This is a genomic window from Streptomyces sp. NTD91 (assembly GCF_059510455.1).
This window is the reverse complement of record NZ_JCAJZW010000041.1, coordinates 1-14,031: the sequence shown is the minus strand read 5'-3', so window position 1 is coordinate 14,031 and position 14,031 is coordinate 1. Positions and strand designations below refer to the sequence as shown.

Below are 14,031 nucleotides of genomic sequence, written 5' to 3'. Positions count from 1 at the left end.
CCGCGCAAGCCCGTGGCGCCCACGGCCGCCCGGCCCGTCCCGGACCGCGCAAACCGTCCCGCACGCCCTCCGGTAGCCGTCGGCGGCAGCCACGCGCAGCCGCCGCCTGCCGGCCGCCCCGGCATCGGCCCATGCCCGCGCTACGGCAGTTCCGTCCGCCCTGTCGCACCCGCTGCCAGACGGGCACCGATGTCGCGCAGGCCCGTGAGGTCGTGTACGTCGCCGGGCAGCGCGGGTACTTCCACGACCGCCACCTCGGGGTGACGGGCGGTGAAACGGTCACGCGTGCGCCGCTCGCGCCAGAGCAGCTGCATGCGATCGGCGTGCAGTCGCAGCAGTCCCGCGGTGAGCCGGTCGACGGGGCGCTTCGTGTCGGCGGGGGAGCCTTCGTCGGAAGCAGGGGCGTCGGTTGCGGTCTCGGATGCGGGAGATCGCGAACTGCCGTATGTGTCGGGAGAGTTACGAAGTCCAGCTTTCCCGCCCCCCTGATCCACAATGCGGGGGTCCTCAAGATTTTCGGCGGCGGCGAGGGACCGCTCGGCCGACAGCCGCCCGGCGCCGCTGCCGTGGACCCGGTTCAGCACCAGGCCCACCAGCGGCATCTTCTCCGCGGCCAGCCGCTCCACGAAGTACGCGGCCTCCCGCAGCGCGTCCCGCTCCGGCGCCGCGACCACCAGAAACGCCGTACCGGGCGCCTGGAGGAGCTTGTAGGTGGCGTCCGCGCGTGTACGGAAGCCGCCGAAGGTGGTGTCCATGGCGGCCACGAACGTCTGGACGTCCTTCAGCAACTGGCCGCCCAGCAGCTTGCCGAGTGTGCCGGTCATCATCGACATGCCGACGTTGAGGAAGGCCATGCCCGCGCGCCCGCCGAGCTTGGCCGGAGCGGTCAGCAGGCGGATCAGCCGTCCGTCCAGGAAGGAGCCCAGGCGCTTCGGCGCGTCCAGGAAGTCCAGCGCCGAGCGGGACGGCGGGGTGTCGACGACGATCAGGTCCCACTCGTCCCTGGCCCGCAGCTGGCCGAGCTTCTCCATCGCCATGTACTCCTGCGTGCCCGCGAAGCCCGCCGAGAGCGACTGGTAGAAGGGATTCGCCAGGATCGCGGCCGCCCGCTCCGGATCCGCGTGCGCCTCCACGACCTCGTCGAAGGTGCGCTTCATGTCGAGCATCATGGCGTGCAGTTCGCCCTCGCCCTCGGTGCCCTTCACCCGGCGCGGGACGTTGTCGAGGGAGTCGATGCCCATCGACTGGGCCAGCCGACGGGCCGGGTCGATGGTGAGCACGACCACCTTGCGGCCCCGCTCGGCCGCCCGGAGTCCGAGAGCCGCGGCGGTGGTCGTCTTGCCGACGCCGCCCGAGCCGCAGCACACCACGATCCGGGTCTCGGGGTCGTCCAGCAGCGGATCGACGTCCAGCACGCGCGCGGGGGAGAGGCCGTGGGGCTTCTCCCGTCCCTCGGCCGTCACTGCCGTCTCGGATGCCTCGGCCGGGTTCGGACTCATGTCAACCCCTGCTTCCGCAGCTCGGTGGCGAGTTCGTACAGGCCCGCCAGGTCCATGCCCTCGGCGAGCAGGGGCAGTTCGCCCAGCGGCAGGCCCAGCTCGCCGAGGACCGCGCGCTGCTCCTGCTCCAGCGCGTACCGCTCGGCGTACTCCGCCGCCTCCTCCAGCAGCGGGTCCACCAGCTTCTCCGCGTTACCGCCGCGCCGGGCCCCGCCGAGCCCCGCGGCCGAGAGCGCCTGTGCGACGGAGGAACGGTCCACGGTCCGTACGAGTTCCAGGTCGGCCGCGTCCAACACCTCGGGCCGCACCATGTTCACGATGACGCGGCCCACCGGCAGCCGTGCCGCCCGCAGTTCGGCGATGCCGTCGGCGGTCTCCTGGACCGGCATCTCCTCCAGCAGCGTCACCAGGTGCACCGCCGTCTCCGGCGACTTCAGCACCCGCATCACGGCCTGTGCCTGATTGTGTATCGGACCGATCTTCGCCAGGCCCGCCACCTCGTCGTTCACGTTCAGGAAGCGGGTGATGCGGCCCGTCGGCGGGGCGTCCATGACGACGTAGTCGTACACGAACCTGCCGGAGCGGTCCTTGCGGCGCACGGCCTCGCACGCCTTGCCGGTCAGCAGGACGTCCCGGATGCCCGGTGCGATCGTGGTGGCGAAGTCGATCGCGCCCAGCTTCTTCAGGGCCCGGCCCGCGCCCCCGAGCTTGTAGAACATCTGGAGGTAGTCCAGAAGGGCCAGTTCGGCGTCTATGGCCAGGGCGTACACCTCGCCACCGCCCGGAGCGACCGCGATCTTCCGCTCTTCGTACGGCAACGCCTCCGTCTCGAAGAGCTGGGCGATGCCCTGCCGGCCCTCGACCTCCACGAGAAGCGCCCGCTTCCCCTCGGTCGCGAGGGCCAGCGCCAGTGCGGCGGCGACCGTCGTCTTTCCGGTCCCGCCCTTGCCGCTGACGACCTGGAGCCTGCTCACATCTTCGAGACTAACCAGTCCGCTCGACACTCACGCGGGAGGCTGTGGATAACGAGGGTCACAACCGGCCGCGCGGCCTGTGGACAACCTCCCCGCCGGTCGGCCGCAGGCCCCACCGGCCACAGCGGATACAGTCGGCCCCATGACCAAGAAGTGGGAATACGCCACCGTGCCGCTGCTCGTCCACGCCACGAAGCAGATCCTGGACACCTGGGGCGAGGACGGCTGGGAACTCGTCCAGGTCGTGCCCGGGCCCAACAACCCCGAGCAGCTCGTGGCCTACCTGAAGCGGGAGAAGCAGGCATGAGCGCGGTGGAGGCCAAGCTGGCCGAGCTGGGGCTGACCCTGCCGGAGGTCGTACCGCCGTTGGCCGCGTACCAGCCGGCCGTGCAGTCCGGCGCCTACGTCTACACCGCCGGCCAGCTCCCCATGGTCGAGGGCAGGCTGCCGGTCACCGGCAAGGTGGGTGCCGAGGTCACCGCCGAAGAGGCCAAGGACCTGGCCCGGATCTGCGCGCTGAACGCGCTCGCCGCGGTGAAGTCCGTCACCGGCGACCTGGACCGCATCGCGCGCGTGGTGAAGGTCGTCGGCTTCGTCGCCTCCGCGGCCGACTTCACCGGTCAGCCGGGTGTCGTCAACGGCGCCAGCGAACTGCTCGGCGAGGTCCTCGGGGACAAGGGCGTGCACGCGCGCAGTGCCGTCGGTGTCGCGGTGCTGCCGCTGGACGCGCCGGTCGAGGTCGAGATCCAGGTGGAACTCGCCCCGTAGACCACCGAGGCCGCTGCACCCGCCCATGCCGCGCTGATCTCGGCCACCTCTCGAACATTCGCCCTGCGCGGGATAGCCTCCGGCCATGGCGAACGGTCAGTGGTACCCCCCGGAGTGGCCCGACCGCATCCGCGCGCTCGCGGCCGGCACCCTCACCCCGGTGTCCCCCCGGCGCGCGGCCACGGTGCTGCTCCTGAAGGACACGCCGGACGGTCCCGCGGTCCACATGCTGCGCAGACGGGCCTCCATGGCCTTCGCCGGAGGCGCGTACGCGTATCCCGGAGGCGGCGTCGACCCGCGCGACGACGACCGTCTGGTGCGCTGGGCGGGTCCCACGCGCACGTGGTGGGCCGAGCGGCTCGGCGTCGACGAGCCCGGCGCCCAGGCCGTCGTCTGCGCGGCCGTACGAGAGACGTACGAGGAGGCCGGCGTGCTGCTCGCCGGGCCCGACGCGGACTCGGTCGTGGGCGACACCACCGGGCAGGACTGGGAGGCCGACCGTGCGGCACTGGTCGCGCGCGAGCTGTCCTTCGCCGAGTTCCTCCACCGGCGCGGGCTGGTGCTGCGCTCCGACCTGCTGGGCGCCTGGACCCGCTGGATCACCCCTGAGTTCGAGTCCCGCCGCTACGACACCTGGTTCTTCGTGGCCGCGCTGCCCCGGGGCCAGCGCACCCGGAACGCCTCCACGGAGGCCGACCGCACGGTGTGGATCCGCCCCGCCGAGGCTGCCGCCCGGTACGACAAGGGCGAGCTGCTCATGATGCCGCCCACCGTCGCCACCCTGCGCCAGCTGCTCCCGTACGCCTCCGCCGACGAGACGCTCGCGGCCGCTCCCGGGCGCGACATGACGCCGGTGCTGGCCCGCGCCCGCCTCCAGGACGGCCAGATCGTCCTGTCCTGGCCGGGGCACGAGGAGTTCACCAAGCACATCCCGACGGTTCCGACGGGCGCCGAGACGACGGGCGGAGGCCCCGCATGACGGAAGCCAGCACGCTGCCCGGCCAGCCGCGCGGCCAGGTGCTCTCCGGCCCGGCCACCGAACGGGCCGTGAACGTCCTCGCCCCCAACGCCTCCGCGATGACCCTGGACGGCACCAACACCTGGATCGTCGCCGAGCCCGACTCCGATCTCGCCGTGGTGATCGACCCGGGCCCACTGGACGACGGCCATCTGCGCACCGTCGTGGACACCGCCGAGAAGGCGGGCCGGCGCATAGCCCTGACCCTGCTCACCCACGGCCACCCCGACCACGCCGAGGGCGCGGCCCGCTTCGCGGAACTGACCGGCACGCGCGTGCGTGCCCTCGATCCGGCGCTGCGCCTGGGCGACGAGGGCCTGGCAGCCGGGGACGTGATCACCGTCGGCGGCCTGGAGCTGCGGGTCGTACCGACGCCCGGGCACACCGCGGACTCGCTGTGCTTCCACCTCCCGGCCGACCGGGCGGTGCTGACCGGTGACACCATCCTCGGACGCGGCACCACCGTCGTGGCACACCCCGACGGCCGCCTGGGCGACTATCTGGACTCCCTGCGCCGCCTGCGGTCCCTGACGGTGGACGACGGCGTGCACACGGTGCTGCCGGGCCACGGGCCGGTCCTGGAGGACGCCCAGGGCGCCGTCGAGTTCTACCTCGCCCACCGCGCCCACCGGCTCGCCCAGGTGGAGACGGCGGTGGAGGACGGCTACCGCACCCCCACGGAGGTGGTCGCCCACGTCTACGCCGATGTGGACCGCTCCCTGTGGCCTGCGGCGGAACTGTCGGTACGGGCCCAGCTGGACTACCTGAGCGAGCACGGGCTGATCTAGTGCCGCGGCAGGCAACGTTTGCCCGTCAAGGGCCGGGCGTCGCGACGGGGCGAACGTTGCCTGTTGCGGCACTAGGGCGTGTTTCGAAAGTCCCGTCTGGTCCGCGACGCCTGGCACGGCACCTCGCCGCGTTGTCGGGATCGTCCGCGTACGCCCGGTACGAGGACGACCCTCCGCCTTGCGATGCACCGCACCAGACGCCGCGGACCCCGCCCTCCGGGCGGACGACGCTACTTTCGAAACACGCCCTAGCACGGCCCACTCGGTCTGGGAGCCTTCACGCCGTGCACGCGCGCGTACTCGCCGGCGAGCCAGGGCCCCAGGTCGTCCACGTACGACCGCAGCACCCCGGCGTCGCCGACGGGCTCACGGCCGTACCGTGCCGCCGTACGCAGCTGTTCGGCCCGCTCGGGGTAGTAGGAGCCGCAGACCTCGGCCATCTCGCGCAGGTCGCTCGTCCAGCCGTTCCAGCGGGGCATGACGAGGGTGAAGCCCGTGCGGACGAGGTGCCGGGACATGAAGCGCACCAGCGGCCGCCGGGCCTCCTCGGTGTCCTCGGCGTCCGCGATCCGCTCCCGCCAGCGGAGCAGCCACAGCGCCAGGTCGCCGTTGGTCTCGCGGGCGAGCAGGGAGTCGGGGCGGTAGCGCGGCAGGTACTCGGCGAGGTCCTCGCCGAGCAGTGGGGTGCACAGACAGGCCACGAACCACCCAAGGTCGTACCGCTCCCGCTCGCTCAGCAGCCGGTCCCGTCCGTACAGCAGCGTGCCGACGCCGTCGATCTGCCCGAACTCCCGGTCGACGGCCGCACCGAGCGCCCTTGCGGCGTCGCGGTCGGCGTCGGCCGGCTCGTCCCGGAGAGCGACCAGCAGGTCCAGGTCGCTGCGGCCCACGCGCGCGGTACCGCGCGGGACCGAGCCGTAGAGGTAGGCGCTGTGCAGCCGTGGCCCGAAGGCGTCCAGCAGCCGGTCGCGCGCCGCGGCCACGACCGGACGGAACACGCCGGGCACGCGCGCGAGGGAGCCTTCGCGCGCGATGAAGCCCTGGTCGTCGAGCCCGGGACGGCGGATCGTCTCAGCCATGGGCCAACTGTGACCGTTGTGAGGCCGGGATGCGGCACATTTTCGGCGCGGCGCCGGCACCGGGGCGGCGGCGACGACAGCGGGGCACGCTCGCGAGAAGCGGACCCCGGGGTCGGACGGCGACGTGCGGCGGAGGCGGGCGTCAGCGCGACCGCTTGGCCAGCCTCTCCACGTCCAGCAGGATGACCGCCCGCGCCTCGAGGCGCAGCCAACCGCGCTGCGCGAAGTCCGCCAGCGCCTTGTTCACGGTCTCGCGCGAGGCGCCGACCAGCTGGGCCAGCTCCTCCTGGGTGAGGTCGTGGACGACGTGGATGCCCTCCTCGGACTGCACGCCGAAGCGGCGCGACAGGTCCAGCAGGGCGCGGGCCACACGGCCGGGGACATCGGAGAAGACCAGGTCGGACATGGCGTCGTTGGTCTTGCGCAGACGGCGCGCGACGGCGCGCAGCAGGGCACCGGCCACCTCGGGCCGGGCGTTCAGCCAGGGCTGGAGGTCGCCGTGGCCGAGGCCGAGCAGCTTGACCTCGGTCAGCGCGGTCGCGGTCGCCGTACGCGGGCCCGGGTCGAACAGCGACAGCTCGCCGATCAGCTCACTGGGGCCGACGACGGCGAGCATGTTCTCGCGGCCGTCGGGGGAGGTGCGGTGCAGCTTGACCTTGCCCTCGGTGACGACGTACAGCCGGTCGCCGGGATCGCCCTCGTGGAAGAGGGAGTCGCCGCGTGCGAGGGTCACCTCGCTCATGGAGGCGCGAAGCTCCGCGGCCTGCTCGTCGTCGAGAGCCGCGAAGAGCGGGTTGCGCCGCAGAACGTCGTCCACTGAGTTCTCTCCTTGTCGACCTGCTCAGGGGATCTTGCTCCCCCGAGTGCCAGGGGACCGTGTTCCCCATTTTGCCGGACGGTCCAAACAGTGTGATCTGTCACAAGGATGCCGCACAGGTGTCCCGAGGTAAGCGTCAGGGGTCCAATCGGGGACCGATCCCCGGGGTCCGGGGCGGATGTCGGTGTCGGGCTCTAGGCTGGCCGGGTGTCCAAATCGCCGGTGAGAGCACAGGCCAAGGGGGCTTAGCGCGTGGTTGTACGTCGCGATTCCGCTGTGGGCGAACACAGCTCCGGCGGTGATGGGAAAACCGGAAAAACGGCAAAAAAGGCAACCTCGGGTTCGGTCGAGAAGACGGCGGCGGCCAAGAAGTCCACGGCGGCCGAGAAGGCAAAGCCGGCCAGGAGGACCGCCTCGGCCGAGTCGGCCCAGGGCAGGAAGGCTGCCCCGGCGAAGAAGGCCGCCACCGCCAAGAGAACGGCCCCGGCGAAGAAGGCCACCTCCGCGAAGAAGGTCTCCCCGGTCAAGAAGGTCGTGGCGACCGGGGAGAGCGTGGCCGTGACGAAGGCGGCGCCGGCCAAGAAGATCACCGTGCGGCCGCCGGGTGACGAGTCCCGTACCGCCCTGGTCCGCAGGGCCCGCCGCATCAACCGCGAGCTCGCCGAGGTGTACCCGTACGCCCACCCCGAGCTGGACTTCGAGAACCCCTTCCAGCTGCTGGTCGCCACCGTGCTGTCGGCCCAGACGACCGACCTGCGGGTCAACCAGACGACCCCGGCGCTCTTCGCGAAGTACCCGGCCCCCGAGGACCTGGCCGCCGCCAACCCGGAGGAGGTCGAGGAGATCCTGCGTCCCTGCGGGTTCTTCCGCGCCAAGACCAAGTCGGTCACAGGGCTCTCCAAGGCCCTCGTGGAGGACTTCGGCGGCGAGGTGCCCGGCAGGCTGGAGGACCTGGTCAAGCTGCCCGGCGTCGGCCGCAAGACCGCGTTCGTCGTGCTCGGCAACGCCTTCGGCCGGCCCGGAATCACCGTGGACACCCACTTCCAGCGGCTGGTCAGGCGCTGGAAGTGGACCGACGAGAGCGACCCGGACAAGATCGAGGCCGCCGTCGGCGCGCTGTTCCCGAAGAGCGAGTGGACCGACCTGTCCCACCACGTGATCTGGCACGGCCGCCGCATCTGCCACGCCCGCAGGCCCGCCTGCGGCGCCTGCCCGATCGCCCCGCTGTGCCCGGCCTACGGCGAGGGAGAGACCGACCCGGAGAAGGCGAAGAAGCTGCTGAAGTACGAGAAGGGCGGCTTCCCCGGCCAGCGGCTCAAGCCCCCGCAGGACTATCTCGACGCGGGTGGCAGGCCGGCCCCGCCCCTGGGGGCCGCGTGACGGAACGATCTCGGGGTCCTCGGACGTTGGACGGACAGAGCGACGGGGGTGGCGATGACGAGGGCCAGTGAGACGCGGGGCGGTGCGGTGGCGCGTGGGGCGGCGCGTGGGCAGGTGATGTTGAGCCAGGAGGGACTGCCGCAGTGGCTGGCGCCGGTGGTCCGGGCCGCCGAGACGGTCGAGCCGCTCCAGCTGAGCCGCTTCCTGCCGCCGAAGAACGGCTCGGGCCGCAAGTCGGCCGTGCTGATCCTGTTCGGCGAGGGCGCGCGCGGCCCGGAGCTGCTGCTGATGGAGCGGGCCGGTTCCCTGCGCTCGCACGCGGGGCAGCCGTCCTTCCCGGGCGGCGCGCTCGACCCCGAGGACGGTGACCCGCACACCGACGGACCGCTCAGAGCCGCGCTGCGCGAGGCCCAGGAGGAGACCGGCCTCGATCCGTCCGGCGTGCAGCTCTTCGGTGTGCTGCCCGCCCTGTACATCCCGGTCAGCGGTTTCGTCGTCACGCCGGTGCTCGGCTGGTGGCGCGAGCCCAGCCCGGTCGGCGTCGTCGACCCGAACGAGACGGCGCGGGTGTTCACGGTCCCCGTGGCGGATCTCACGGATCCCGCCAACCGCGCGACCACCGTGCACCCCAGCGGCCACAGGGGCCCGGCATTTCTGGTCGAATCGGCTCTGGTCTGGGGTTTCACGGCCGGGGTGATCGACCGCCTGCTGCACTACGCGGGCTGGGAGCGTCCCTGGGACAGAGAGAAGCAGGTCCCGCTGGACTGGCGCGCATGACAGGGTGTCCTCCGTGAACGTGCTGGACATCCTGTTGCTGGTCGCGGCCGTGTGGTTCGCGGTCGTCGGCTACCGCCAGGGCTTCGTCGTCGGCATCCTGTCGGTGATCGGGTTCCTGGGCGGCGGCCTCGTCGCCGTCTACACGCTGCCCGTGATCTGGGACGCCGTGACCGGTAACGCGGACGTCGGCACCACCGCAGCCGTGGTCGCCGTGGTCGTCGTCATCGTCTGCGCCTCCGTCGGCCAGGCCCTGACCACCCATCTCGGCAACAAGCTGCGCCGGTACATCACCTGGTCCCCGGCCCGCGCCCTGGACGCCACCGGCGGCGCCCTGGTCAACGTCGTCGCCATGCTGCTGGTGGCCTGGCTGATCGGTTCCGCCCTCGCCGGCACCACCCTGCCGACGCTCGGCCGGGAGGTCCGCGGCTCCAAGGTGCTCCTCGGCGTCTCCCGGGCGCTGCCCGCGCAGGCCGACACCTGGTTCGCGGACTTCTCCTCCGTCCTCGCGCAGAACGGCTTCCCGCAGGTCTTCAGCCCGTTCGCCAACGAGCCGATCAAGGACGTCCAGCCGCCCGACCCGGCGCTCGCGAACAGCCCGGTCGCCGTGCGCGCCGAGCGTTCCATCGTCAAGGTCACCGGCACCGCCCAGAGCTGCGGCAAGGTGCTGGAGGGCACCGGCTTCGTGTTCGCCGACCGCAGGGTCATGACCAACGCGCATGTCGTCGGCGGCGTCGACGCGCCCACGGTGCAGATAGGCGGCGAGGGCCGCAAGTACGAGGCCAAGGTCGTCCTGTACGACTGGAAGCGTGACATCGCCGTACTGGACGTACCGGACCTGAAGGCGAAGGCCCTGCGGTTCTCCGGCCAGGACGCGGCCGGCGGGGACGGGGCGATCGTCGCGGGCTTCCCGGAGAACGGCTCGTACGACGTGCGTGCCGCGCGCGTGCGCGGGCGCATCACGGCCAACGGACCGGACATCTACCACCGAGGCACCGTGCGCCGCGACGTCTACTCGCTCTACACGACCGTGCGCCAGGGCAACTCGGGTGGCCCGCTGCTCACCCCCGACGGCCGGGTCTACGGCGTGGTGTTCGCCAAGTCCCTCGACGACGCCGAGACCGGTTACGCCCTCACGGCGGACGAGATCCGGCCCGACATCGCCCAGGGGCGGGCGGCGAACGAGCAGGTGGGTACGGACAGCTGCGCCCTGTGACCGGTGAGCCCGGCGACCTGGGGAGGCGGCTCCTCAGGAGGGGAGCGTCCGGAGGGGAATGTCCGGAGGGGGACTCAGCCGCGCGGGTGACGCAGACGCACCGAGACCCAGCGGGCCCGGCGGCGCAGAATGCGCGGAATGCCCACGCGGAGGTCTCCTTCCGCGAGTTGCGCGTTGCCGCGCCGCGACGTGCTCAGACCCCCGGCGGAGCGGCGGTTGCGGGGTGCGTCACTGTAGTCGTGCGTCCAGCCCATACCCGGACGTGTGCCCCTGACCGAAGGTCGATAACCGCCTGAGCGCCGTCCAATTGGCCTATGCGGCGGGCATGTGGCCGTTCGGGGGACAACTGTTCAGGAACCGGATACTCCTCGCGTCGAACCGGCATCGTACGGTCACCGGCACACGTCACCGGTACGGGTGAACTTCGCCGGATCCGGGTGTCGCTCACCGGCGTGTGTCCCCTCCGGTGTTCGTCACCGGTCCGGCTCGGGATCCTTCAGCCAGTTGACCAGTTCCGTGGAGAACGCCGCCGGGTCCTCCTCGTGCGGGAAGTGACCGAGGCCGTCGAACAGCCGCCAGCGGTACGGCGCTTCGACGTACTCACCCGAACCGGCCGCGCTGCGCGTGCGCGTCACGGGGTCCAGTGAGCCGTGCAGATGCAGCGTGGGCACCCGTACCGGGCGCTTCATCCGGCGGTTGAACTGGATGCCGTCCGGGCGGGCCAGCGAGCGCACCAGCCAGCGGTACGGCTCGATCGCACAGTGCGCGGTGGACGGGATGCACATGGCGCGCTGGTAGGTCTCCAGCGCCTTGTCCTCCGGCTGCCGCGGCCCGGACCAGTCCCGGATGAGCCGGGCCACCAGCGCACCGCCGTCCGCGGTGAGTTGGCGCTCCGGAATCCACGGCCGCTGGAAGCCCCAGATGTAGGAGTTGGCGGCCGTCTGCCGGGCGTCCCGCAGCATCGCCGCCCGCCAGCGCCGGGGATGTGGCATGGACACCACGGCGAGCCGCCGGACGAGCTTGGGCCGCATCGCCGCTGCCGTCCAGGCCAGGTAGCCGCCCAGGTCGTGGCCGACCACCGCCGCGTCCGGCTCCCCGAGCGAGCGGATCACGCCGGTGACGTCGAGCGCGAGGTTCGCGGGGTCGTATCCGCGGGGCGTGCGGTCGCTGCCACCGACGCCCCGCAGGTCCATCGCCACCGCCCGGTAGCCCGCGTCCGCGAGCGCGACCAACTGGTGCCGCCAGGCCCACCAGAACTGCGGGAAGCCGTGCAGCAGCAGCACCAGCGGACCGTCGCCGAGTTCGGCGATGTGGAAGCGGGCGCCGTTGGCGGCGACGTCCCTGTGCAGCCAGGGGCCTTCGATCCGTACGGCCGAGGGGGCGGGTTCCGTCATGACTGTGAGCGTGCCACAGCCTCGATGGCCGCGGGGGCCCGGTCCTCGGGCAGTGCCGCGCGCGGGTGCGGCTTGGCGTGCTGCAGGACGTTCGCCGTCTCCTTCATCGAGGCGGCCACCTTCTGCGTGCCCTTGCCCTTCTTGGCCTTCTTCGCGAACACCACGCCGATCAGGGCGAGGAGGCCGGCGACGAGCACGTTCGCGGCGAAGGAGAGCACGAAGCAGATCGCCAGGTTCCAGCCACTCCAGGTCCGGATGCCGTAGGCGAGGGCGAAGTTGAGCATCGGGAGCGAGAAGACGATCAGTACCAGGGCCGCCGTGAACGCGCCGCCGCTGGTCGCACCGCGCTTGACGTCCTGCTTCAGCTGCGCCTTGGCCAGGGCGATCTCGTCGTGCACCAGCGCCGACAATTCGGTCGTCGCCGAGGCGAACAGCTGGCCGATGCTGCGTTCGGCGCCGACCGGGCTGCCGTCGGGTGCGCTCATCGCGTTCTCCCTCAGAGGTCTGTTGTGCCGTGGCGTACCCGTGCCGAGCCGTCGTGACGTCGTGCGCGTGCCGTCGTACGCGGCCGGCGGGCCCGCCGGTGTGGCCGTCTTGTTTTGTACCGTCTCGTCAGATCATGCCGGACGGTCGTCCTCCTCGCCTGCCCCGCCCGGTACTTCCTGAAGCCCGTGGCGCGCCGCCGCGGCCTTCTCGGCGGCGATCCGGCGGTGTTCGGCGGCCTTGCGCTCGTGGATCTCGGCCATGCGGAGGTGACGGGCGGGGTCGTCCCGTTCGTAGACGTCCGGGATGCCGTCGAGGTCCTCGTCGCGCTCCTCCTCCTCGCACAGCCTGCGGTACTTGGCGTTGCGCATCTTCAGCAGCACCGCCGCGCACGTCGCCGCGACGAGCGAGCCGACGAGGACGGACGCCTTGACCTCGTCGGTGAGGACGGCGTCGCCGGCGAAGGCGAGTTCGCCGATGAGCAGGGAGACGGTGAAGCCGATGCCGGCGAGGCAGGCCACCGCGAAGACGTCCGCCCACGCGAGGTCCTCGCTGAGGGAGGCGCGGGTGAAGCGGACGGTCAGCCAGGCGCCGCCGAAGATGCCGATCGTCTTGCCGAGCACGAGCCCCAGCACCACGCCCAGCGTCTGCGGTGTGGTGAACACGTCTCCGAGCGCCCCACCGGAGATCGCGACCCCCGCGCTGAACAGCGCGAACATCGGCACGGCGAGCCCGGCGGACAGGGGCCGCACCAGGTGCTCGACGTGCTCGCCCGGCGAGTGCTGCTCACCCTCCCGAGTGGTGCAGCGCAGCATCAGGCCCATCGCCACACCGGCGATGGTGGCGTGCACGCCGCTGTTGTACATCAGCGCCCAGATCACCACCGCGAGCGGCAGGTACACGTACCAGCCCTTTACGCCCTTGCGCAGCAGCAGCCAGAACACCATCAGAGCGGCGGCGGCCCCGCCGAGTGCGACGAAGTTCAGTCGGCCGGTGAAGAAGATCGCGATGATCAGGATGGCGAAGAGGTCGTCGACCACCGCGAGGGTGAGCAGGAAGGCCCGCAGCGCACTGGGCAGAGAGGTGCCGATGACCGCGAGGACGGCGAGCGCGAACGCGATGTCGGTGGCGGTGGGCACCGCCCAGCCCTGCTCCGAGCCGTGCCCGGTGAGGTTGGTGACCGTGTAGACGAGCGCCGGTACGGCCATCCCGCACAGCGCGGCCACCACGGGCAGGGCGGCCGCGCTGGGCTCGCGCAGATCACCGGCGACCAGCTCCCGCTTGAGCTCGATGCCGGCGACGAAGAAGAACACCGCGAGCAGGCCGTCGGCGGCCCAGTGCGCCACGGACAGTCGCAGGCCGAGCGCATCCGGGCCGAAGCGGAAGTGGCTGACGGACTCGTAGCTGTCGTGCAGTGCGGGGAGGTTCGCCCAGACCAGCGCCGCCACGGTGGCGAGGAGCAGCAGGACACCGCCCACGGTCTCGGTCCGCAGCGCGTCCGCGACGAAGGCACGCTCGGGCAGGGACAGGCGCCCGAGGGCCTTACGGGGGGCTCTGCGGGTGCTGGGCGCGGCCACGGCGGGGACCTCCGGGTCGGTACGGCGATGATCACGCCGTCGCGCGCGGTCGTCGACGGCGTCGCCGACCAGACTTCCCGGCACACCCTGAACCAGCCACTTTACCAGATTTTGACGCGGAGCGTGGGGAATCCGAACGAAAGGAGGGCGCCCGGTGGTGACACCGGGCGCCCTTGTGCCGCCGTTGCGCCGAGGGGGGTTTCGTTCGGATCAGGTGGGACCCGGGCTGATCCGAACGAAACCCCTCAGTCCTCGCCGGGCGCC

At 71.9% G+C, this 14,031-nt stretch carries 15 protein-coding genes; 7 read left to right on the top strand and 8 right to left on the bottom strand.

What is annotated here, in order from left to right; all coding sequences use genetic code 11:
• Positions 1–140: 140 nt before the first annotated feature.
• Both bagB and bagA read right to left on the bottom strand, forming a co-directional pair.
• On the bottom strand, positions 141–1,499 hold the full coding sequence (gene bagB / locus AC5WRT_RS30815; protein ID WP_496095717.1) for an ATPase BagB: 1,359 nt from the start codon (positions 1,497–1,499) through the stop codon (positions 141–143).
• Complete coding sequence (gene bagA / locus AC5WRT_RS30810; RefSeq protein WP_496095718.1) at positions 1,496–2,473, bottom strand: ATPase BagA; 978 nt, start codon at positions 2,471–2,473, stop codon at positions 1,496–1,498. Before bagA ends, bagB begins: the two co-directional genes overlap by 4 nt.
• Positions 2,474–2,615: 142 nt before the next feature.
• Here bagA and sp36 point away from each other — a divergent pair, with 142 nt between their 5' ends.
• The 4 genes from sp36 (at position 2,616) to AC5WRT_RS30790 (ending at position 5,047) form a co-directional block, all read left to right on the top strand.
• Positions 2,616–2,780: a Sp36 family protein gene (gene sp36 / locus AC5WRT_RS30805; protein WP_136744038.1), complete on the top strand. Its 165-nt coding sequence runs from the start codon at positions 2,616–2,618 to the stop codon at positions 2,778–2,780.
• A complete protein-coding gene (locus AC5WRT_RS30800; protein ID WP_496095719.1) occupies positions 2,777–3,241 on the top strand; it encodes a RidA family protein in 465 nt (154 codons plus the stop codon). The genes sp36 and AC5WRT_RS30800 overlap by 4 nt, the downstream gene beginning before the upstream one ends.
• Before the next feature lie 85 nt (positions 3,242–3,326).
• Positions 3,327–4,220, top strand: a complete 894-nt coding sequence (locus AC5WRT_RS30795; protein WP_496095720.1) for an NUDIX hydrolase — start codon at positions 3,327–3,329, stop codon at positions 4,218–4,220.
• A complete protein-coding gene (locus tag AC5WRT_RS30790; RefSeq protein ID WP_496095721.1) occupies positions 4,217–5,047 on the top strand; it encodes an MBL fold metallo-hydrolase in 831 nt (276 codons plus the stop codon). Before AC5WRT_RS30795 ends, AC5WRT_RS30790 begins: the two co-directional genes overlap by 4 nt.
• Positions 5,048–5,295: 248 nt before the next feature.
• Here AC5WRT_RS30790 and AC5WRT_RS30785 read toward each other — a convergent pair whose 3' ends face one another.
• Positions 5,296–6,126: a nucleotidyltransferase domain-containing protein gene (locus tag AC5WRT_RS30785; RefSeq protein ID WP_496098829.1), complete on the bottom strand. Its 831-nt coding sequence runs from the start codon at positions 6,124–6,126 to the stop codon at positions 5,296–5,298.
• Between the two features lie 142 nt (positions 6,127–6,268).
• Positions 6,269–6,943: a Crp/Fnr family transcriptional regulator gene (locus AC5WRT_RS30780; RefSeq protein ID WP_023547771.1), complete on the bottom strand. Its 675-nt coding sequence runs from the start codon at positions 6,941–6,943 to the stop codon at positions 6,269–6,271.
• Between the two features lie 252 nt (positions 6,944–7,195).
• Here AC5WRT_RS30780 and nth point away from each other — a divergent pair, with 252 nt between their 5' ends.
• The 3 genes from nth to AC5WRT_RS30765 are packed head-to-tail and all read left to right on the top strand — an operon-like array spanning position 7,196 to position 10,313.
• A complete protein-coding gene (nth, locus tag AC5WRT_RS30775) occupies positions 7,196–8,323 on the top strand; it encodes an endonuclease III (RefSeq protein ID WP_496098830.1) in 1,128 nt (375 codons plus the stop codon).
• A gap of 54 nt (positions 8,324–8,377) precedes the next feature.
• Positions 8,378–9,100, top strand: coding sequence for an NUDIX hydrolase (locus AC5WRT_RS30770; RefSeq protein WP_496098831.1), 723 nt, complete (start codon positions 8,378–8,380; stop codon positions 9,098–9,100).
• A gap of 13 nt (positions 9,101–9,113) precedes the next feature.
• On the top strand, positions 9,114–10,313 hold the full coding sequence (locus tag AC5WRT_RS30765; RefSeq protein WP_496098832.1) for a MarP family serine protease: 1,200 nt from the start codon (positions 9,114–9,116) through the stop codon (positions 10,311–10,313).
• A gap of 74 nt (positions 10,314–10,387) precedes the next feature.
• Here the strand turns inward: AC5WRT_RS30765 and AC5WRT_RS30760 are convergent, their stop codons facing one another.
• From AC5WRT_RS30760 to nhaA, 4 genes are all read right to left on the bottom strand, one after another.
• Positions 10,388–10,567 (bottom strand): hypothetical protein, encoded by a 180-nt coding sequence (locus tag AC5WRT_RS30760; RefSeq protein WP_496098833.1) that lies wholly within the window; start codon positions 10,565–10,567, stop codon positions 10,388–10,390.
• Positions 10,568–10,786: 219 nt separating this feature from the next.
• Positions 10,787–11,707, bottom strand: coding sequence for an alpha/beta fold hydrolase (locus AC5WRT_RS30755; protein ID WP_496098834.1), 921 nt, complete (start codon positions 11,705–11,707; stop codon positions 10,787–10,789).
• Positions 11,704–12,192 carry a phage holin family protein gene (locus AC5WRT_RS30750; protein ID WP_496098835.1) on the bottom strand — a complete coding sequence of 163 codons (489 nt, stop codon included), beginning with the start codon at positions 12,190–12,192 and terminating at the stop codon, positions 11,704–11,706. The genes AC5WRT_RS30755 and AC5WRT_RS30750 overlap by 4 nt, the downstream gene beginning before the upstream one ends.
• Positions 12,193–12,324: 132 nt before the next feature.
• Positions 12,325–13,767, bottom strand: a complete 1,443-nt coding sequence (gene nhaA / locus AC5WRT_RS30745; RefSeq protein ID WP_496098836.1) for a Na+/H+ antiporter NhaA — start codon at positions 13,765–13,767, stop codon at positions 12,325–12,327.
• Positions 13,768–14,031: the final 264 nt, after the last annotated feature.